A 19,685-nucleotide genomic window follows, 5' to 3' on the forward strand; every position below is an offset into this window, starting at 1 on the left:
TTGGGATTTAATATGTGGGATACCTTTCTGAAGGCAATTGCACTGATGCTGATTCTGGAAGGTATCTTTCCTTTCTCGTCTCCAGGTGCCTGGCGAGAAGTTTTTCAAAAACTCCTGCAGCTGAATGACGGCCAGATAAGATTTATGGGTCTCAGCACGATGCTGACTGGTCTCATTATTCTTTATCTAGTTAGTTGATTGATCTTTCCTCTGATAATTTTGACTGTTCCTGTTATTGATCCAGGTTTAATTCATTCCGGTCAACATTAATTAAAAATGCGTAACTGGTTGCTTCCTGAATATATCGAAGATGTACTGCCGCGTGATGCTTATCGTATAGAAAAGATTCGTCGTCTTGTCATGGACAAGCTGTTTGTTCATGGATATCAGTTTGTGATGCCACCCCTGTTGGAATATGTGGAGTCTCTGCTGGCCGGGAGTGGCAGTGGCATGAATCTGCGTATGTTCAAGGTTGTCGATCAACTGAGCGGCAGGATGATGGGGTTACGGGCAGATATGACACCACAGGCAGCCCGGATTGATGCACATTTGCTGAATACCAATGGTGTGACTCGGCTTTGTTATGCCAGCAGTGTTGTTCATACGGTACCTGATGAAATTACCCGCACACGAGAGCCATTTCAGGTGGGGGCCGAATTATATGGGCATTCCGGTATCGAGAGTGATCTTGAAATCCAGCGTTTGCTATTGGAATGCCTGTCTGTTTCCGGTATCCAGTCGATTCATCTTGATCTTGGACATATCAGAGTGTTCCGCAGTCTGATTTATGGTTCAGGAATCAGGCCCGAGTTTGAAATGGAGCTTTATGCTGCATTGTGGGCCAAGGATACGAGTGCTCTTAGGGAACTGGTATACACTGGCCTGAATGACTTGGATAAGACGGTTCGGGAAGCATTGCTGCTGTTGCCGGAGTTGTACGGAGATGAAACTGTTCTTTTACGCGCACGCAAATACCTACCTAATTTTCCGGAGATCAGGGAGGCTCTGGATCAACTGGAGCATGTTGCGAAGGCACTTGAACCTTATGTTGACAGGATAATTTTTGATCTGGCCGACTTGCGGGGTTATCACTATCACACGGGGATGGTGTTTGCCGCATATACACAGGGAAGCCCTGTCGCGATTGCATTGGGAGGGCGCTATGATGAAATCGGTAAATCATTCGGTAGAGCGAGACCAGCAACCGGATTCAGCCTTGATTTGAAACAATTATCACGTCTGACTGATATAAATGATTATCCCCGAGGAATACTGGCACCGTGGAAGCCGCAGGATGATGCACTTGCAGCAATGATCAAGCAGCTGCGTATCGCAGGGCATATCGTGGTGACAGAACTGCCTGGAGAAAACAGTAAAGAAGTAGCCGGGTGTGACAGAAATCTGGTTTTACGGAATGGTAAATGGGAAATTTGCCCTGTTTCAGGGTAAACAGACATCTGTAGTAGGGAATCTCTCTTTAAAGATAGGGCCCCGCGCTGTTGGAAGAATATGTCTAAAGCACCACGCTGTAAACAGCGTGGTGCTTTATTTTGGAAATAATTTCTGAGAGATCGATGAGTGTATGGTCAGGAATGTTGTAGTCATTGGAACGCAGTGGGGGGATGAGGGTAAGGGCAAGATTGTCGACTGGTTGACCGATCGGGCTGCAGGCGTTATCCGTTTCCAGGGAGGACACAATGCTGGGCATACGCTGGTAGTAAATGGTGAGAAAACTGTGCTGCATTTGATCCCTTCAGGAATATTGCGCAAGGATGTTATTTGTTACATCGGTAACGGTGTGGTTCTGTCTCCTGGTGCATTGTTGGACGAAATGAGTATGCTGGAGCAGGCTGGTGTGGATGTGTCCGGCAGGCTACGTATCAGCGAGGCTTGTCCGTTAATTTTGCCCTATCACATCGCAGTAGATGGCGCTCGTGAGCTGGCAAAAGGGCCGGAAAAGATTGGCACAACTGGCAGAGGGATTGGCCCGGCTTACGAGGACAAGATTGCGCGGCGCGCAATACGTCTGCAGGATCTGTTTTACCCAGAACGATTTGCCAGCAAATTGAAAGAAGTACTCGACTACCATAATTTCTTGCTGAAGAACTATTACCATACAGCAACGGTAGACTACGACCAGATACTAGATGAATGTCTGAAAAAAGCTGAAAGAATTCAGCCAATGGTCGCAGATGTTCCTAAACTGCTGTTTGAAGCCAACAAGGCTGGAAACAATCTGTTGTTTGAGGGTGCACAGGGAGCTTTGTTGGATATTGACCATGGCACCTATCCTTTTGTTACTTCCAGTAATTGTATTGCTGGTGCAGCTTCAGTAGGCAGCGGTGTCGGGCCACAGTTGCTGGGTTACGTACTGGGTATTGCCAAAGCCTACACCACTCGCGTAGGTTCGGGGCCTTTTCCTACTGAGTTGGCAGATACGACTGGTGAATACTTGGCACAGCGAGGCAATGAATTTGGCTCCACTACCGGGCGCCCGCGCCGTTGTGGCTGGTTTGATGCAGTGGCTACCAGACGTTCAATTCAGATCAACGGTGTTTCAGGATTATGTATTACCAAGCTTGATGTGCTTGATGGCTTGGAGAAATTAAAGATTTGTACGGGTTATAAGTCAAAACAGTCAGACAGATTGTATGATGCTTTGCCATTTGGTGCGGATGATCTGGCTGATATTGAACCAGTTTATGAGGAATTGCCAGGATGGCAGGCATGTACGGCGGGAATCAAGGATTTTGATCAACTTCCCAAGACCGCACAAAATTACCTCAAACGTATAGAAGAAGTCTGCCAGACACCCATATCGATGATTTCAACCGGTCCTGATCGAATAGAAACAATCGTTTTTCATCATCCTTTCGGATAAATGCAGCGTAATCTGAGCTGGTGGGCACTGCCTGACAATCTCCCCGTATGGCCTTATTCCCTAATTCCTATTGATGCCATTTCTGGTAAAGCTCTTCGGAATAGTCACTCCATCTTTTTTTGGCTGCTGTCAGATTTTCTTCAGCTTTTTGTGAAGCCTGTTGTGCAGCCTGGAATTCTTTCTTGGTTTCAGTTACTTTTTCCTGGTAGTAACGCAAATTGTCCTGCTTGATCTGCATCTCCTTTTTTGCCTTACTGGCTTTGCTTTCAGCCTGTTTCATCTGTTCATAAGCTGTATTGGTTTGTCGCTGCAAATTGGATAGATCGCTGGCTGCAAATGAAACAGGAGCAGCCAGCAATAATAAAATCAGGATAGGAAATTTCATTTTTTATTCCATTTTCTTGTAAAACTGAAGGATTATAAGTCGTGATAATGCATCAATAGAAGAATGAGATGGTACATGGGTTCCATCAGGCTGAGAACAATGCTCGATCCAATAGTCGATCATTGCAGATCTAATCATGATCTTTCAGAACGGGTGCTGATAACTAATTTGGAATGTCATCATCCCGGTTCTTCCGCGAGGAAATGGCGTATTCTTTGTAAATCGGCATGAATGGCAGCCTGTTTTCGTTTTAACCAGTGAGCGAGCACTTTTGAATCAGTTGTCTTCAAGATGATGCTGGTTTCGAGTAACTGAAGTAACGCTGGTGGGAGATTTTCCTTGCTACCAAAGTGACTGATCAAATGGGCAACGTGCATTTTTGCGCGCCGCAGCTGACCTGTTTCGTACACGGATGAGTAATTGTTCTGGTAGTGGAAAGGGGAAGTGCTTGTCGTGTTCTGTGCTTCGTTTCCCATAAGGTTTTCTCCTTGTATGAGTTGAACGTGTCAGGATTGCGACTGCGATCGGACAGCAATATGGCAGATGAAAAAAAGCTGCCTGATAATTTAACTATAACTCGGATGACACTTAATGGCTATGCGACAAATTGCCGCTGCTACAAGAAAAGTAGGTGGCAGCGGCTTCTTGTCTTCAGGACGATTCCTGATCGTTGTTGTCAGATGCGTTAATAGAAACATCCAAGGCTGCCCGAATAGCATCATCAGCCGTTTCCAGAAAAACAAACTGCATGGTTGTGCGTATTGCTTCGGGAACATCATGCAGATCCTTCCGGTTCCGGGCAGGCAGCAGCACGGTTTGAATACCGGCGCGTTGTGCTGCCAGTATTTTTTCCTTGATACCGCCAACCGGCAAGACCAGGCCTCGCAGGCTGATTTCACCCGTCATTGCAACATCGTGCCTTACCAGTTGATTGGTGAATAACGAAGCTAGTGCGGTAAACATTGCTACCCCGGCACTTGGTCCATCTTTAGGAATGGCACCGGCAGGCACATGCAAATGCACATCGATTCCGTCAAACATTGAAGCCGCAATATTCAAATCACTCGCACGTGCCTTAACCAGCGTGAGAGCGGCCTGTGCACTTTCTTTCATCACGTCGCCAAGCTGCCCGGTTAGGATCAGGCGGCCACTGCCACTAACGCGCGTAGCCTCTATAAACAGGATATCTCCACCGGCCGGTGTCCAGGCTAAGCCAGTTGCCACCCCCGACAAACTGGTGCGAAGTGCCAGTTCATGTTCATATTTTTCAGGGCCCAGGATATCCATCAGATTGTTCGCATCAATTCGTACCTGTTGCTGCTCACCTTGCGCGATTTTCAGGGCAGCGTGGCGCATGATCCGGCCGATTTCACGTTCGAACTGGCGTACGCCCGCTTCACGGGTGTAATTGGCAATAATGCTTTGCAAGGCTTCAGGTAACAATATGCATTGATCCAATTGCAAGCCGTTGGCTTCGCTTTGTCGTTGCACCAGATAACGTTGTGCGATTTGCAGTTTTTCTTCCGGTGTATAACCAGGTAGATCAATGATTTCCATACGGTCGCGGACCGGCGGTGAGACTTGGTCAATAACATTGGCAGTGGCGATGAAAACCACTCGGCTTAAATCGAACGGGACACCCAGATAGTTATCACGGAATGTTGCATTTTGTTCCGGATCAAGGATTTCCAGTAATGCTGCTGAGGGATCTCCATGTGCGCTGGCGGTCATTTTGTCAATTTCATCCAGCATCATCACGCAGTTGCGTGCACCAGCCTTGCGTAGATTCTGCACAATATTGCCCGGCATGGCACCAACGTAGGTGCGGCGGTGACCACGCATTTCCGCTTCATCATGTATACCACCCAGCGATACCCGGACAAATGGACGTTGTAACGCGCGGGCAATGCTTTGTCCGAGCGAAGTTTTTCCGACACCAGGCGGACCGACGAAACAGAGAATCGGTGCGCGGCCTTGTGGTTTCAATTTTTGCACAGCGAGAAATTCGATGATGCGCTGTTTGATTCGTTCCAATCCAAAATGGTCAGCTTCAAGAATTGAGCGCGCAGCATCAAGGTTTATCGGTGTTTCCTCCGGCAACTTCCAGGGCAATTCTGTTATCCATTCAAGGTAGGTATGCAGCATGGAAAATTCGCTGGAAGCAGCAGGCATCCGCTGTAATCGCTGCAATTCTTTGCGGGTTTGCTGTTCGATATCTTCCGGCATGCCGGCAGCAGTAATGGCTTCATCCAGTTTGGCGACTTCCTGTTCATTTTCACCCTCTTCGCCGAGTTCTTTCTGGATTGCTTTCAGTTGCTCGCGCAACAAAAACTTGCGTTCGCGATCTTCCATTTGCTCCTTGGTACGCTCGCCTATTTCTTGTGAGAGCCGCAGCACCTCAATACGCCGCGCCAGAATTTGCAGCACTTTATGCAAACGTTCTTCAATATCAATTGTTTCCAGCAGCGCCTGCTTTTCAGCTACTTCAGTATCGAGCAGACTGGCAGTAATATCTGCCAGATCAGACGGTGAGCGGGTTGCCTGCAGTGCATGCGCCAGTTCAGCCGGTACACCAGGTAACAGTGACAAAATTTCCATGGCACGCTCACGCAATTGCAACGTGAGTGCTTCTACTTGCGTGGTATCTGGTATGGTTTCCGGGATGCGTTGTATCCGTGCGGCAATGAAGGGGTAACCTTCAACCAGTTCTTTGATCCGGAAGCGCTCAATGCCCAGACAAATTGCATGATGCGTGCCATCTTCGGATGTGATGTGGCGCACGACATTAGCGAGGGTGCCTACCGGGTAAAGTACATCCAGTCCAGGTTCTTCAATTGCAGGATCTTTCTGTAGCACAATGCCGATCGGTGTTTTTGATTGCAGGACATACTGAATGGATGCAATCGATCGCGCCCGACCAACCGTGACAGGCATAACGACATGCGGAAACAGTACGACATTCCGCATCGGTATCAGGGCGATGATATCGGCGGGCAGCTCAAACGGGGTTACAGCGGATTGTTCCATGTGGTGTTTCCTCTCAGGAATTGTTAACTGGTCTCAATATTGAGCGATTCAGTGGAATTTCAAGAGAGCGTGCGAGAAGTAAGCCGTAAACCTGCCCTGTAGCTGCCATGTTTATGACAGTTCCATTGACAAGCTTCTGGTAAAACTAGTCAGGGGCGATGACGTATTTCTTTTTTATGCTCGTACCGGATCAATTTTGCAAGATCAAGCACTTCTTCCGATAGTATTTCCATAATATCGTCTGTTGTGAGGATTCCGACCAGCTCACCGTTATCGTTAATAATCGGCAAACGGCGGATAGTTTTCCGGCGCATAAAATTAATGGCATCGTGTATGGCAGTATTTTCTTTTACGGCAAACAGTTCCTGTGTCATGACATCGTCGACAGTAATTGCTTCTTTATCTAGCCCGGTGGCGAGAACTTCCACTACAAGGTCGCGATCAGTGATGACTCCGACCGGTATTACACGATCGTTCACTTTATCGATCACAATAAGCGCGCCAACATGATATTGGCGCATCATCCTGGCCGCTTCTAGTACAGATCCGTCGCGTTGAATGGTTCTGACTTCCCGGTTGCAAATTTCACTGACAGTCATGGCAGTCTCCTTGAGAACAGATTGATTGGTTAACGGTTTAACGGGACCAGTACACACGCAACAAGTTTTCATCCTGGTTATATTGAAGTTCCAGGCCGCCTTGATAGGCATCATGAATCGCCTCACCAATGCCACGTGCCAGATGGATGTCTGTGGTCGTAATCAGCAGGCTGTTATTTTGTTCTTCTGTTGCGATAATACGTTGTAGTGGATGTTGAGATTTTTTCATTTTCTCGAAATTCTGCACAAGACGTAAAATTTCATCATGATGAGACTGGAGAAATTCTCCTTCTAGTGTTAAATAACCAGCCGGGTAATGATCAAGTATGCGCTGGCAAGCTGGACAGAGATGTTGCTGTGCCTTTACGGGCATTTCAAGCCATTGCCAGCGACCTTTCTGGAATACTGCGCTGCATTGTGGACACACTGTTGGTTCTGGCAGTTTTCCTCTAATTTTGTAGGCATCATCAACGCGTTCCTGAAAGATAGTGTAGTGTGACGAGACTTGACGGAAACCAGGCTGAATATTACGAATACTCATGATGGCATTCTCCTTTCATACGGCAGACTTGTTTAGCAGCGGACAGTTTCAGCCCGTTACTAGAGTTGACAACTTCACTTCTCTCTTGTGTGCTGTGTTCTTATCTTGCGCCGTTTGATGATTTTGTCAAGAATTTTCAGAGTGTTTATCCGGGATTGCAGTACCGTGAAAAGTCAGTTGTGTAAACTGATCACAATGGTTTTCGGGGCTGAAAAACTATGTGTCCCGGGTATTTTTGTGGTCAGCTTGACAATCACCGGCTCAGGTGATGTCATCGGGTGATCTCTTCGAAAGATTTGAAGTTAACTATTTTTATAGGGCCGTGCCAAGCACTGGCAATCCATGTATCACATCGCGTTGAAAATGCTGACGGGGGACAGGGGAAAGTATCTGGGTATCATTATGGGGCTGACTTTCGCTTCCCTGATCATGACCCAGCAACCTGCTATTTTTCTCGGACTGATGACCCGAACCTACAGTTTCATAACGGATGTGAGCTTGCCCGATATCTGGGTAATGGACTCTAAAGTACAATTTGTTGATGACATCAAACCTTTGCAGGATACCGAGCTCTACCGGGTACGGGGAGTTTCCGGGGTGGAATGGGCGACGCCAATGTACAAGGGGCTATTGAGAGCTCGTCTGGCTAATGGCACATTTCAAAGCTGTTTCGTCGTCGGGTTGGATGATGCTACGCTCATCGGTGGTCCACCCATCATGCTGGAAGGCAACATCGAGGACTTGCGCCGCAGTGACGGCGTCATCGTTGATATTGATGGGGTGCGGGATAAACTTACAAGGCCATCACGTGAACCTGGCGGAAAATCAGTGCCCATCAAAGTCGGTGACAGTTTGGAGGTGAATGATCACCGGGCGGTCGTCGTCGGTATTGCAAAAATCTCGCGCACTTTCCAGGCGCAGCCTATTATTTATACGACGTATTCGCGGGCAAAAAGTTATGCGCCACGAGAGCGAAAACTGCTTTCCTTCATTCTGGTCAAGGCAAAATCCGGACAGGATTTTTCCATGCTAACCCGTCGCATACGCGAATCCACCGGCTTGGCTGCCTACACTCGTCAGGAATTTATGGATCTGACCTACGACTATTTCATGAAGAATACGGGCATTCCGATTAATTTCGGGATTTCGGTGCTGTTGGGATTTATGGTGGGCGCAGCCATTGCCGGGCAAACTTTTTATAATTTCACGTTGGATAACTTGCGCCAGTTTGGTGTGCTGAAAGCCATGGGGACCAGTAATAGAACTTTGCTAAAAATGATTTTGCTCCAGGCCATTCTGGTGGGAAGCATCGGTTACGGGCTCGGTGTAGGTTCAACCGCGTTGTTTGGCTATTTCATGCACGATACCATACTTGCATTCAAATTTACTTGGCAACTGCTGATTTTTAGTGGTGTGGGAATTGGCCTTATCTGTATATTTGCTGCGGTCATCAGCATACTCAAGGTGATCCGTCTGGAACCTGCTGTTGTCTTCAAGAGTTAATGAGCGTACATACGCTGGCAGTGCGTTGCCGGAATATCGTTAAAGTCTATGAGACTGGTGGCCAAAAAGTGACCGCTCTTGATGGTATTGATCTTGATATTGCAACAGGTGAGTTGATGATGCTGGTTGGCCCATCTGGGTGTGGGAAGACCACCTTGATTTCGGTCATTGCCGGTATTCTTGATCAGGATGAGGGGAGCTGCGAAGTATTCGGTAAAGATCTGGCTGCGATGTCGGATCAGAAAAAATTAGCATTCCGAGCCAGTCATATCGGTTTTGTTTTTCAGGCTTTCAATCTGCTGCCGTCGCTCACGGCGACTGAAAACGTGTCCGTACCGTTACTCATCAATGGTGTCAAGCGTGTCGAGGCTGAACGCAGAGCAAATAGCATTCTCGAAGAGGTCGGCCTCGGTGATCGTACCACTTCCCTACCTGCACAGCTTTCCGGTGGACAGCAGCAGCGCGTGGCAATCGCCCGAGCGCTGATTCATGATCCTGGGCTGATTGTCTGTGATGAGCCGACCAGTGCGCTGGATCATGAAACGGGGCACACGATCATGCAATTGCTCAAAAGTACCGTTCTGCAAGCAAACCGGGCATTGGTTATTGTTACACACGATTCCCGGATTTTTGATTTTGCCGATCGTACTGCCAAGATGGATGACGGTCGTATCCTGAAAATAATGTAAAGCTCTGCAACATATTGAATATATGTTGGTTTGTCATAAGTGTTGTACCTCTGAAAATCCGGTTGTGCAGGATGAAGCGCAACAATGAGACATATCAAATGGATAGGCGAGGTAGTGAGTATCGCGTAATGCCGCGGTTCACCTGGAAAATAATTTTTAGAGGTACCCTAAAAAATCATCATGAAAATTGGACATACCTTGCCTATATTGGCAATTGGTGGATTTCTGTTCGCGTCCTATACGATCGTCAGCAGTAACCAGTCGCTCCCAGTGGCCCTTGCTGCAGCAGAGCCAGCTGCCTCGCCTTACGAATCATTTATTGCAGGAGCGGGTATCATCGAGGCGAAAAGCCGGAATATTTCTGTTGGTACCGCTCTGTCTGGGCTGGTTACTCGAGTTGCTGTCGAAGTGGGAGATAAAGTTAAAGTAGGCACTCCGCTCTTTTACCTGGATGATCGCGAAGCGCGTGCGGAACTCGCCATCAGAAATTCTGATCTTGCCAGGGCCAGAGCTGGTCTTATGGAAGCCAGAGCCATGCTCGAGGACAGCAAATCGTTAAGTGATCTGATTGAATCCCTTGCCGATCAGCGCGCCGTCAGCAGCGAAGAAATGCTCAGGCGGCACAACACCTTGCGTATTAGCAAAGCTCGGCTGAGCAGTGCGGAAACCGCTGTACGGCAGGCGGAGGCCTTGCTGGCCAGCACACAGACTACGCTTGATCTGCTGGTTGTCCGGGCACCAGTGAGCGGCGAAATCCTGCAAGTCAATATTCGCCCGGGTGAATTTGCACAGGTGGGTTTCCTGACCACGCCGTTGATGCTGTTGGGTAATCTTGATCAGTTGCATGTGCGGGTGGATATTGACGAAAATGATGCCTGGCGATTCGACCGACATAGCAAGGCCATGGCTTATCTGCGGGGAAACCGGAACTTTAGCGTTGAACTAACGCCAGCTTATGTGGAGCCCTACGTTATCCCCAAACAGTCCCTTACCGGCGACAGTACCGAACAGGTCGATACACGGGTATTACAGGCGCTTTATAGCTTCGATCGAGAACAATTGCCTGTTTATGTAGGGCAACAGATGGATGTATTTATTGAAGTGCGGGACCATGCAGACAATGGTAGTCCCGCTATCTGATTTCCAGCATTATCCTTTGTGCATATTTCCAATAACTCCAATATTTGCATCATGCTCAAAATATGAAGACCCCATTTCTTCTTGCGATAAGCGTAAATCATTCATTGTAATGATTTTTATGAATAAGTAGTAAAGGGAAAGCAGTTAACGAAAACTGTAATAATCTCTGGATCCCTACCTGATTTATTAGCTGGGCAGCGTAGATAAATTGCGTCACTGTGCATCAGAGTTATCTGCCTTGTTGTGTGAAGGTGGTACCAGCGCAATGACGGTCCAGCCATTTCGTGGTTCCGTTTTATATTTGTCATTGGCAATTTTTAATTGTCCGGTGGGATCAATGCCGAAGAGCAAAATAGCATCTTGACCGTGTTGTGCTAGAAATTCAGGCCAGCCAAATACGTTGGTCAGCTCATTGGATTTGATCGTCCATCCTTGCGAGAGTAATTCGTTGAATTTGAGTTGCGTCATGTCGGGATTAAATAACACCTTGCTGCGCAGTTTGCCAGCAAATGTTTGACGATCCGTAGTATCGTCCGGCTTCAGAACACGCATGCGATAAACCGCTTCGCGTCCCAGCTCCTCGCGGTAGTGCAGACATGCCAAATAATTGAGTTCTCGCCGGCCGGAAATTGCCAAAAAATGACCAATGGGAGTCAGATCCAGATGTAATTCAGCGGTTCTTGAGGTCGGATTGCCAAAAAATGTTTTTAATCCCTCCATGCGTGCCTGGCTGATCATATTCCAGTTGTCATCCGCAAGAATAACGTCAATTTTTTGTTGATCGAGTGCCGTAGCAATCGTTCGGGCAGCTGTGTCTGAGCCGAAAATCAACACTCCTTTGGGTTCTGGTGCGAGTACCCCAAGCCAGCGTGCCAAGTGGTGTGCCGTGGCACTTTGTAATACCACGGTGGCAATAATTAAAATAAATACCAGCGGCACCAAGGCGTCAGCACCCTCTATGCCCAAATCATCCAGGTGTAGTGCAAAAAGTGAGGAAATAGCAGCGGCAACCACTCCACGCGGCGAAACAAAACTCAGTAAGGCTCGTTCACGCCAACTGAGTTGGCTGCCCAGGGTAGCAACGAATATCGATATCGGACGGATGATTACTTGTGCTGCCAGAAATATCAGAATGCCGGCCCACAGCACACCATTGGGCAGTGGCCATTGGAGGCGTGCAGACAATATCACGAACAGTACAGAAACCAGCAAGGTAGACAAATCTTCCTTGAAAGTCATGATATGGTCGATGTGAATGATTCTTAAGTTGCCCAGTACAATGCCCATGACGGTAACTGCGAGCAAGCCGGATTCATGGATCAGTGTGTTTGACAGTGTGAATATACCCAGCACGGTAGCCAGTGTGGCATAGTTCTGCAGATATTCTGGAATCCACTGCTGATAGATCAGAGTAGCCAAAATTGCGGCGGCACCGAGTCCGGCCACTACACCGACTGCTACCATGACTAGAAACGTGCCCGGTGAATGGTCTTGTAGCTGCGTCAGAACGGCTTGAAACACCAGTACGGCGAACAGTGCTCCCAGTGGATCCAGAACAATCCCTTCCCAGCGCAAGGCATTAGCAACGTGTGCTGTGGGCCGTAAGGTGCGCAGCATCGGTTGGATTACTGTTGGCCCGGTTACGCACGTTAGAGCACCAAATAGAAACGCGATCCCCCAGGTAAGATCTGCAATCCAGTGTGCCGCTACTGCTAGCATTATTACAGCCAGTGCTGCGCCGTAAGTGATCATGCCGTGAACAGCGCGACCTATTCCATGCAATTCTGAAAAACGTAACGTCAGGCTACCTTCAAACAAGATAATAGCGACGGCAAGTGATACCCCAGGGAATAAAAGAGGACCAAGTGTTGCATCCGGATCAAACCAGCCGGTTACCGGACCCAGCAGAATGCCGATTAGCAAAAGTGGTAATATTGCCGGCAGGTGAGTGCGCCAGCCCAGCCATTGGGCCAGAAAGCCGATAACTAGCAGTAACGTTAAAGTGGTGCCCAAGTCCAGCGTCATAAGGATCCTGTTTTTGATAAATTGGGATAGATTAAATTCATCTTACGAAGATCCGCAATCGAATCTGGTAATTTGAACTGGTGATTTTTATTTACTACATAACCGTATCAGATAAATTTCAGTGCTCAATATTTGAATGGTGTCGATTGGTGGTAGCTTATAGGTAGTTGTTGTCTCGATCGTGTGCGTCACGACCGATAACCCCGATATCCGTACCATATTCAAAGTATGACAAACCCATTTTTTTGTGATTAACGCAAATGGTTCATTGTAGTGATTTTGCTGGCTGGATTATCTGTTTTCCATAGTGGTTACAGGTTTATAAAGCAGCAGGCTATAATTCCCGGCTGGATAACTTGTGCGATAGAAATGAATTCAACTGAGGAGATTGGCAAAAAAGCTGCTATACATTGGTCTCATGTATTGCTGATTGTTTTAGCCACGATCGTTCTGACCGTGGCGGGTACTTACTGGGTGCTCAGAACGTATATTTTCGTTTCGTCCTTTGAGCCAGTTGAATTGAGTCAAAGAGAAGAAAAGACATTACAGCAAAAGCTTCGGTCAATCGGTTATGACTTTTCATTTTCATCACCGAAAGCAAGCCAAAATAGTAAATACAAGGAGGGTTTCCTGAAACCGGAGGCATATTCTGAACAGGGCGCAAAGCGTGAAATTAGCTTTACCGAGCGAGAAATAAATGCGTTGCTAGCCAAAAATACCGATCTGGCGCAGAAGCTAGCAATTGATTTTACGAATGATCTTGTCAGTGCCAAGCTGCTGTTACCGCTGGAGGAGGATTTTCCGGTGCTGGGCGGGAAAACGCTGCGTCTGAATGCTGGTCTTGGTATGGCTTACCGGGATAACAAGCCGGTCATCGTCCTCAAGGGTGTTAGTATCATGGGGGTCCCCATTCCTAATGCCTGGCTGGGTGGATTGAAGAATATTGATCTGGTTAGCGAATTCGGGGTTGATCCTGGTTTCTGGCAATCTTTCGCCGAAGGCGTGGAACACATTCAGGTTACAGACGGCAAAATTGATATCCGGTTGAAAGAATAATTTCTGGTTGTGCTGACCTGCTATTTGCTACCACCTATTTATATAAAATCCGGAAGTATAGTGGCCCCAATTTTCGGACAGCAAATTAAGATGGTAACCTGCCGTAAAAGGAGCAGGAGATGAGTGTTAAACTTGAGCACTTATTAGTCAATTCAAGGAGTAAAAACCATGCGAATTATATCTACTACACTTTCAACAGGAATTTATAAGTGCTCAGAACCTGTTCAAAGTTTTTCTCGGCGCTTCTGAATAAAACTAAAACGGAATACTCTTTACCGTTATTTTTAAGCTCAATTCTCGTCAATACAAGGGTTCCTTGGATTTTTACTTATCCTGTTGTCATTGCATGTATCCGTTTGAGGTTCTAAGCCATAGCAACCCAACCAGTTTCCATTCGCCAGCTGTTACTTGAATCCCCCGCATCAGGAACTGGCGGAAGCCTAATATCTGTTTGATAATGCCAAACACGGGCTCGGCCAGCGCATCACTTGGTAGCAGGATCGTTAACTGTTGTCCACGCGCATTACCTGTAGTGTATCGGCCGCGCCCTGTGCTGCCCCGGAGGTGGACAACATGACGACGGGATCGCCTGGCTGAGCAAGCCCTTGCGCGCACAGCCAGTGGCTGGCCAAGTACAGGCACGATTGCGGTTCAAACTCCGCCACGGCTAACAACGGTGATACGCCCCAGACCACCGCCAGACGGCGGCACAAGTCTTCAGAGTCAGCCATAACCACTAGCGGCGCCGCGGGCCGGAAGCGGGCAATCCCCAGCGCGGTCGCTATATCCCTGACGGGGGCAATGATGGCTTTAGCGTTGAGACGGGCCGCAAGCTGGCAGGCAACCAGGCTGATGGGGTTTGTCGCTGGGGTCGACTCACTTGCCCGTAGCCGGTCACGTGCAACGCGTACTGCATACTCGGTTTCAGTGGCCGTCAGTACCCGCTGCAGAATTTCGGCAGCAGCCACTGGAAAGCGTCCGATGGCGGTCTCGGCGGACAGCATCACGCCGTCCGTCCCATCAAGCATAGCATTGGCGACATCCGTCACCTCGGCACGTGTTGGTTGTTCCTGAGTAACCATGGATTCGAGCATCTGGGTGGCGGTGATCACCGGGCGTGCCTGGGCATTGGCCAAGGCGATGATCCGTTTCTGGACCAGGGGTATCTCAGCCAGATCGGTCTCCACCCCCAAATCCCCGCGAGCCACCATCACACCATCGGACGTCGCCATGATCGCATCGAGGTCGACCAGAGCTTGGCGTTTTTCGATCTTGGCCATCAGCAAAGGCTGCTGGCCGGGCGGCAGCAGTGTCCGGACGCGGATCAGGTCATCAGCGGACTGGACAAACGACACGCCGATCCACTCCGCCTGTTGCTCCAGCGCAAAGACCAAGTGCCGGCGGTCATCGTCTGTCGGTATGAGCACCGAGCGTTTGGATTCTGGCACGTTGATGCCCGAACCCGATGTGACCGTCCCGCTGACGAGCACCTGGCAGACAACCCGCTCCGCGCCAGCGATTTTAACCTCAAGCCTGATCGCGCCGTCCGCGAGATATACTGACTCACCCACACGCAGCGCCTGCAGTAACGCCGGGTGCTTTACCGGTAGCCCATCTGGAGGATCGGCCTCGAGCGCCAGGATCACATCCGCGCCCAGATGCAGTTCGCGCGCACCGTTGGACAACTCCCCCAGCCGGAACTTCGGTCCTGGCAGGTCCATCAGGACGGCGATGAACCGTCCCGCTTGTTGCGCCAATTGACGCACCTGCTGAATCCGGCGGGCATGGCTGGCGTGGTCGCCGTGCGACAGATTGAAGCGGGCGACATCCATCATCCCCGCGCCGATCAGTCGCGCCAACACGCCCGGTTGATCGGTCGCCGGACCCAGGGTGCAGATGATCTTTGTTCGATGCCAAGGGAGTTGGGGCATCTCTGCCTGTGCGGGGCCGTCCATCAGCTTGGATTCGGGAATGCGGACCATCTCATGAGCCACTGTACGCTTAGTGTGTTGAGGTGCCAAGGACGCCAAGAATTATCACGCGCCGCCCCGTCATAAAACAGAACCACGCTGCCTTCCTTGATGGGCAGCAGGCCGAAACCGATCACAATCACAGCAATCACCCGGATCCGGATAGCGCGTTGCCTGTGTGCTGTCATGTGCATCACAGCGCCGTTGTACCAGCCGATTGCCTCAAGCTCTTCCATCAACGAGACAATGGTGCGATGCATATCGCACGTTTCAATCGAAAGGTTTTCAAGCCGCTCGTGAAAATCGGTGCTGAGCATGGTTTGTCTCCTTGCTAGGGGTTCGGGAACATAAGAATTTCGAGAGCTGGAGTTTCATCAGGTTTTCTCAATACTACCGCGTCGGTAAATCGCAAAAACACCAAGTGGGGTACAGAAAAAATAAACCACTTTTTCCATGGTTGCTAAATGTGTTGAAAGTTGGCCCAGCTGCCAACCATTGTGTTAACTGATTAAATGTGAGTATATTCCGGTTCAGTTAACATGAAAAGCCAAAGATTCTGCAGCATTTTGGCGCTTCAGGCGAAAGACACCCAAGGGTAAAAATCTATCCAGTGATAAAAAGGATTGAAAGAGTGAGTACAAGATCAGGATGACTTGAAAAGATCGTGGATTTGTGCAGGCACTCTAGACGGCCTGCCCAGGCAGGCCGAGCTGATCAAGAATTTTGGTAATCGCGCTGGATTCCAAGATGGCGGTAATGATTTTCATATCCTCTCCACAACGCGGACAGTGTTCGATATCGCTATCAAACACCCGCTTGAACAGGCACGCCCAACCGATACGCGCAGAAACCGGTGGATATTGTGCATCGTCATATTCGTATCGGATGGGCTGCTTTTGCCTGTCTTTTCACCTGGAATAATCTTTGGGCGCAAGCACTAAAGTGGAGAATTCACTTAGATGTTTAGTCTCACGGTGTGCTGGAATGAGCCTGCTGGAGTGGGCGTTAAAAAATCCGTTGGCGAGGTTCGTACCAGACAGGGGCGCAACGCCTGCACGTCATTTTTGATCGTGGACGCGCAGAGCGTGAAAAATACGGACACGGCGGGCCAGAAGGGTTATGACGCGGGCAAAGAGGTCTCTGGCATCAAACGCCATATCGCAGTCGATACCCAGGGCTTGCCGCATGCATGCCATTACCTCTGCATAACCCTGATAATTTTGTTGTAACGGTGGGGGAGGGATTTCCAAATGATACTTTTATGTGTTTTTAACAGAAAAATGAAGTTTTACTCCTTTTCCAAAGGAGTTTTTCACCCATATGCTGCATTGGGGCGGATTGCTCCCCTTTTGAATGGCTCATCCACAGAAATTTTGTTGGCAGCTTTTTTCAGATTCATGCAGATGCTTTTCAGCACGGCTTGGACATTGACTTTTATCGTGCCGAGAGTGGTTTGTTCTTGTATGCCCGGTGCATGATCGTGCTCTTGATTTTGTGCTTTTTCAGAAACTGCCGATTGGCGTTGGCTTACTGAACTTTTATCCGCATACACTCGATTCGCCTCGATGTGCGCGCCAACGATGGTTGTTTCGAAATGTACCATTTCGCTCTGGTTGGCAGGGGCGGTGTGCACCCAGCGCACGTAGCCGTCTTCTGCATCCATCTCCAGTGTGATGGTCTTTTTAGGACGTGCCGCTGACTCAATCAGTGTGGCATCAATCACCGCACCCGTCGTACCCTTGACCATCAAACCGGTACAGCATGTTTTCGACAGTCATACAGCAAATCTTGCTTGTTGTAGAAGTTATTGTGGAGCAGAATGGTCACTAGTTTCGGCCAGAGCTCATTGTTGGGCAGTAATTTAGCCATTGCAAGCTCGTATTGCTGTTGTGTGAATGCTGCAAAGATGAGAATTTTCTTCTTCTTTGAATCAATAACTCGACATCAAGCGAGAGTAGATCTAGTGTGAGTGTGTATTAAGTAATTAACAATAGTGTTAATTAATAAGGAGAGATCTTATGTCGAAATTTTTAGTACTCGGGGGAGCTGGCGAGGAAGGCTCAGTTTTTTCTCGTGATCTCGTTAACAGTGGTGTCAATGAAATCGTATTGGCTGATTATAATGTAGCTCAAGCTGAGAAACTTGCCAAAGAACTTAATAAGATAGGTAACACTAAGGTTTCTGCAATTAAAGCAGACGCTAATAAGCCTGACGAACTAATCAAGATATTTAAAGAACAAAATAGTGATGTTATTTGCAACTTTGTAGGCCCTTATTATAGGTTTGGTCCGCCAGTTGCCGAAGCAGCTATAAAAGCAGGCATCCCTTATGTTGATATTAATGATGATTATGAACCTACATTAGAGATCCTGAACAATCTGAACGATAAAGCTAAGGAAGCGAAGATTCCGGTCTTTACCGGCTGCGGAGTATCTCCTGGTTGGACTAACATGATGAGTAAATTAGGTTCAACCAAACTGGATCAAACTGACAAAATTTCTATTGATTGGCTGTGGCCTGCTTTAGCTGGCGGTGGCCTTGGCGTTATTGAGCACATTTACCATATGTTAAGTGGAAAATGCCTTCAATATCTCGATGGTGAGTATAAGAAAGTATCTTCGGGAACGGAGAAAACCCGGGTAACTTCAACAGATGGTAAATTCGACGGATACGTTTATTATGTCGGCCATGGTGAACCTGCAACACTTCCACGCTATATAGATGGCGTCAAGGAAGTCATTAATAAGGGGGGACTGCTCCCTTCCGAAGCTACTGAGCTCTACTTCAAATTTATTGAAGCCGGATTGAATGATACTGACCCTATTGCAATTGATGAACAGATGGTAAGTTTAACTGATGTTACAGTTGCACTCATGGAACGTAAGTTAAAAAACTCAGAAGTTGCTAAAGATGAGAATGGCTATTTCAAAGTGACGGTTACAGGGAAGAAAGATAATAAAGAAAAGACGCTTATCTATGAGATAGCTGAACCAGGAACTCATATGACATCATGGACTGCCTCAATCATTGCTCAGATGATTGCTAAGGGTAAAATTACCGAGACAGGCACGAACGCACCAGAAGTCCTAAATGTGGAACAAATTGAATCTGTTCTCAAAGGGCTTGAAGATCGAGGATTGACGACAAAAAGAAGTGAGTAGTTGTTCATATCAAAAAGCACTGACTTGTTTCTTTGAAACGTTATTCTGAGCATTGTTGAATCGTCCCGGGTTTTGAGGAGGCTGTTTGGTTAAAGTCAAGCCACCGGAATGGCTTCCTTGGCGAATTGCCTATAGTAGTTTACCTCAGCTTCTGCGGGAGGGATGTAACCGATTGGTTCCAGCAGCCGCTGGTTGTTGAACCAGGCTGCCCATTCCAGCGTTGCCAGCTCCACGGCCTCCCTGGTTTTCCAGGGGGCGCGCTTGTGAATCAATTCTGTTTTGTACAGCCCATTGATGGTTTCTGCCAGCGCGTTGTCGTAGCTGTCGCCCTTGCTGCCGACCGAGGGTTTTATTCCGGCTTCGGCGAGTCGCTCGGTATAGCGAATGGAGACATATTGCGAGCCTCTGTCGCTATGGTGTACCAAGGCATCCATCCGCCCCGGTTGCCGGGCATACAGCGCTTGTTCCAGGGCATCCAGCACAAAGTCCGTGCGCATGGAGCTGCTCACCTGCCAGCCCACAATGCGCCGGGCAAATACATCGATGACGAAAGCCACATACAGCCAGCCTTGCCAGGTCGAGACATAGGTGAAGTCTGACACCCACAACTGGTTCGGACGATCTGCCTTGAATTGCCGGTTAACCCGATCCAGTGGACACGTCAGCGCCTTGTCCGGAACTGTGGTGCGCACAACCTTGCCACGCCTG

19 protein-coding genes and 2 pseudogenes are annotated in these 19,685 nt (G+C 48.5%); 10 read left to right on the forward strand and 11 right to left on the reverse strand.

Annotation, left to right across the window (positions count from 1 at the left end; all coding sequences use genetic code 11):
• Positions 1-12: 12 nt before the first annotated feature.
• The 3 genes from ABF86_RS00465 (at position 13) to ABF86_RS00475 (ending at position 2,881) form a co-directional block, all read left to right on the forward strand.
• Positions 13-198, forward strand: coding sequence for a DUF2065 domain-containing protein (locus tag ABF86_RS00465; protein ID WP_011634049.1), 186 nt, complete (start codon positions 13-15; stop codon positions 196-198).
• Positions 199-276: 78 nt separating this feature from the next.
• Complete coding sequence (locus ABF86_RS00470; RefSeq protein ID WP_074455974.1) at positions 277-1,449, forward strand: ATP phosphoribosyltransferase regulatory subunit; 1,173 nt, start codon at positions 277-279, stop codon at positions 1,447-1,449.
• Between the two features lie 133 nt (positions 1,450-1,582).
• Positions 1,583-2,881, forward strand: a complete 1,299-nt coding sequence (locus tag ABF86_RS00475; RefSeq protein ID WP_074685002.1) for an adenylosuccinate synthase — start codon at positions 1,583-1,585, stop codon at positions 2,879-2,881.
• Between the two features lie 67 nt (positions 2,882-2,948).
• Here ABF86_RS00475 and ABF86_RS00480 read toward each other — a convergent pair whose 3' ends face one another.
• The 5 genes from ABF86_RS00480 to ABF86_RS00500 form a co-directional block, all read right to left on the reverse strand.
• Positions 2,949-3,266 (reverse strand): hypothetical protein, encoded by a 318-nt coding sequence (locus ABF86_RS00480; RefSeq protein WP_011634052.1) that lies wholly within the window; start codon positions 3,264-3,266, stop codon positions 2,949-2,951.
• Between the two features lie 179 nt (positions 3,267-3,445).
• Complete coding sequence (locus tag ABF86_RS00485) at positions 3,446-3,742, reverse strand: hypothetical protein (protein ID WP_011634053.1); 297 nt, start codon at positions 3,740-3,742, stop codon at positions 3,446-3,448.
• 175 nt (positions 3,743-3,917) lie between these two features.
• On the reverse strand, positions 3,918-6,293 hold the full coding sequence (lon, locus tag ABF86_RS00490; protein WP_011634054.1) for an endopeptidase La: 2,376 nt from the start codon (positions 6,291-6,293) through the stop codon (positions 3,918-3,920).
• A gap of 149 nt (positions 6,294-6,442) precedes the next feature.
• Positions 6,443-6,892, reverse strand: a complete 450-nt coding sequence (locus ABF86_RS00495) for a CBS domain-containing protein (protein WP_011634055.1) — start codon at positions 6,890-6,892, stop codon at positions 6,443-6,445.
• Between the two features lie 37 nt (positions 6,893-6,929).
• The gene (locus ABF86_RS00500) at positions 6,930-7,433 is read right to left on the reverse strand and encodes a BCAM0308 family protein (RefSeq protein ID WP_011634056.1); all 504 of its coding nucleotides are present in this window, start codon (positions 7,431-7,433) and stop codon (positions 6,930-6,932) included.
• 342 nt (positions 7,434-7,775) lie between these two features.
• On the opposite strand from ABF86_RS00500, the gene ABF86_RS00505 reads away from it, so the two are divergent.
• From ABF86_RS00505 to ABF86_RS00515, 3 genes are all read left to right on the forward strand, one after another.
• Entirely contained in the window at positions 7,776-8,936 is a 1,161-nt protein-coding gene (locus ABF86_RS00505) for an ABC transporter permease (protein ID WP_041353460.1), read from the forward strand.
• On the forward strand, positions 8,936-9,625 hold the full coding sequence (locus ABF86_RS00510; protein WP_011634058.1) for an ABC transporter ATP-binding protein: 690 nt from the start codon (positions 8,936-8,938) through the stop codon (positions 9,623-9,625). The genes ABF86_RS00505 and ABF86_RS00510 overlap by 1 nt, the downstream gene beginning before the upstream one ends.
• Positions 9,626-9,805: 180 nt before the next feature.
• Complete coding sequence (locus ABF86_RS00515) at positions 9,806-10,765, forward strand: efflux RND transporter periplasmic adaptor subunit (protein WP_011634059.1); 960 nt, start codon at positions 9,806-9,808, stop codon at positions 10,763-10,765.
• A 213-nt stretch (positions 10,766-10,978) separates the two neighbouring features.
• On the opposite strand, the gene ABF86_RS00520 is transcribed toward ABF86_RS00515, so the two are convergent.
• The gene (locus ABF86_RS00520; RefSeq protein WP_011634060.1) at positions 10,979-12,790 is read right to left on the reverse strand and encodes a sodium:proton antiporter; all 1,812 of its coding nucleotides are present in this window, start codon (positions 12,788-12,790) and stop codon (positions 10,979-10,981) included.
• A gap of 369 nt (positions 12,791-13,159) precedes the next feature.
• Here ABF86_RS00520 and ABF86_RS00525 point away from each other — a divergent pair, with 369 nt between their 5' ends.
• Complete coding sequence (locus ABF86_RS00525; protein WP_011634061.1) at positions 13,160-13,846, forward strand: hypothetical protein; 687 nt, start codon at positions 13,160-13,162, stop codon at positions 13,844-13,846.
• Between the two features lie 328 nt (positions 13,847-14,174).
• Here ABF86_RS00525 and ABF86_RS12650 read toward each other — a convergent pair.
• The 3 genes and pseudogenes from ABF86_RS12650 to ABF86_RS12500 all read right to left on the reverse strand — a co-directional run.
• A pseudogene (locus tag ABF86_RS12650) lies at positions 14,175-14,320 on the reverse strand (IS5/IS1182 family transposase); the annotation flags it as partial.
• A 29-nt stretch (positions 14,321-14,349) separates the two neighbouring features.
• Complete coding sequence (gene pyk / locus ABF86_RS00530) at positions 14,350-15,828, reverse strand: pyruvate kinase (RefSeq protein WP_240142169.1); 1,479 nt, start codon at positions 15,826-15,828, stop codon at positions 14,350-14,352.
• Complete coding sequence (locus tag ABF86_RS12500) at positions 15,801-16,133, reverse strand: hypothetical protein (protein ID WP_204987549.1); 333 nt, start codon at positions 16,131-16,133, stop codon at positions 15,801-15,803. The genes pyk and ABF86_RS12500 overlap by 28 nt, the downstream gene beginning before the upstream one ends.
• A gap of 336 nt (positions 16,134-16,469) precedes the next feature.
• On the opposite strand from ABF86_RS12500, the gene ABF86_RS00540 reads away from it, so the two are divergent.
• On the forward strand, positions 16,470-16,757 hold the full coding sequence (locus ABF86_RS00540) for a hypothetical protein (RefSeq protein ID WP_011634065.1): 288 nt from the start codon (positions 16,470-16,472) through the stop codon (positions 16,755-16,757).
• A gap of 93 nt (positions 16,758-16,850) precedes the next feature.
• Positions 16,851-17,006, forward strand: a pseudogene (locus tag ABF86_RS00545) (transposase); the annotation flags it as partial.
• Between the two features lie 122 nt (positions 17,007-17,128).
• Here the strand turns inward: ABF86_RS00545 and ABF86_RS00550 are convergent.
• Entirely contained in the window at positions 17,129-17,539 is a 411-nt protein-coding gene (locus tag ABF86_RS00550) for a hypothetical protein (RefSeq protein ID WP_240142170.1), read from the reverse strand.
• 295 nt (positions 17,540-17,834) lie between these two features.
• Between ABF86_RS00550 and ABF86_RS00555 the strand changes: the two genes are divergently transcribed.
• Positions 17,835-18,977 (forward strand): saccharopine dehydrogenase NADP-binding domain-containing protein, encoded by a 1,143-nt coding sequence (locus ABF86_RS00555; RefSeq protein WP_160803394.1) that lies wholly within the window; start codon positions 17,835-17,837, stop codon positions 18,975-18,977.
• Between the two features lie 95 nt (positions 18,978-19,072).
• On the opposite strand, the gene ABF86_RS00560 is transcribed toward ABF86_RS00555, so the two are convergent.
• Positions 19,073-19,685 (reverse strand): IS3 family transposase (locus tag ABF86_RS00560; RefSeq protein WP_160803395.1); only part of this gene is annotated, 613 nt, incomplete at its 5' end.

This window comes from Nitrosomonas sp. GH22 (assembly GCF_009833115.1).
Classification (GTDB): domain Bacteria; phylum Pseudomonadota; class Gammaproteobacteria; order Burkholderiales; family Nitrosomonadaceae; genus Nitrosomonas; species Nitrosomonas eutropha.

What these genes read in the sequence shown, in the direction of transcription:
- ABF86_RS00465 (WP_011634049.1), top strand. Translation starts at nt 13, where the DNA reads ATGTGGGATACCTTTCTGAAGGCAATTGCACTGATGCTGATTCTGGAA.
- ABF86_RS00470 (WP_074455974.1), top strand. Translation starts at nt 277, where the DNA reads ATGCGTAACTGGTTGCTTCCTGAATATATCGAAGATGTACTGCCGCGT.
- ABF86_RS00475 (WP_074685002.1), top strand. Translation starts at nt 1,583, where the DNA reads ATGGTCAGGAATGTTGTAGTCATTGGAACGCAGTGGGGGGATGAGGGT.
- ABF86_RS00480 (WP_011634052.1), bottom strand. Translation starts at nt 3,266, where the DNA reads ATGAAATTTCCTATCCTGATTTTATTATTGCTGGCTGCTCCTGTTTCA.
- ABF86_RS00485 (WP_011634053.1), bottom strand. Translation starts at nt 3,742, where the DNA reads ATGGGAAACGAAGCACAGAACACGACAAGCACTTCCCCTTTCCACTAC.
- lon (WP_011634054.1), bottom strand. Translation starts at nt 6,293, where the DNA reads ATGGAACAATCCGCTGTAACCCCGTTTGAGCTGCCCGCCGATATCATC.
- ABF86_RS00495 (WP_011634055.1), bottom strand. Translation starts at nt 6,892, where the DNA reads ATGACTGTCAGTGAAATTTGCAACCGGGAAGTCAGAACCATTCAACGC.
- ABF86_RS00500 (WP_011634056.1), bottom strand. Translation starts at nt 7,433, where the DNA reads ATGAGTATTCGTAATATTCAGCCTGGTTTCCGTCAAGTCTCGTCACAC.
- ABF86_RS00505 (WP_041353460.1), top strand. Translation starts at nt 7,776, where the DNA reads ATGTATCACATCGCGTTGAAAATGCTGACGGGGGACAGGGGAAAGTAT.
- ABF86_RS00510 (WP_011634058.1), top strand. Translation starts at nt 8,936, where the DNA reads ATGAGCGTACATACGCTGGCAGTGCGTTGCCGGAATATCGTTAAAGTC.
- ABF86_RS00515 (WP_011634059.1), top strand. Translation starts at nt 9,806, where the DNA reads ATGAAAATTGGACATACCTTGCCTATATTGGCAATTGGTGGATTTCTG.
- ABF86_RS00520 (WP_011634060.1), bottom strand. Translation starts at nt 12,790, where the DNA reads ATGACGCTGGACTTGGGCACCACTTTAACGTTACTGCTAGTTATCGGC.
- ABF86_RS00525 (WP_011634061.1), top strand. Translation starts at nt 13,160, where the DNA reads ATGAATTCAACTGAGGAGATTGGCAAAAAAGCTGCTATACATTGGTCT.
- pyk (WP_240142169.1), bottom strand. Translation starts at nt 15,828, where the DNA reads ATGGTCCGCATTCCCGAATCCAAGCTGATGGACGGCCCCGCACAGGCA.
- ABF86_RS12500 (WP_204987549.1), bottom strand. Translation starts at nt 16,133, where the DNA reads ATGCTCAGCACCGATTTTCACGAGCGGCTTGAAAACCTTTCGATTGAA.
- ABF86_RS00555 (WP_160803394.1), top strand. Translation starts at nt 17,835, where the DNA reads ATGTCGAAATTTTTAGTACTCGGGGGAGCTGGCGAGGAAGGCTCAGTT.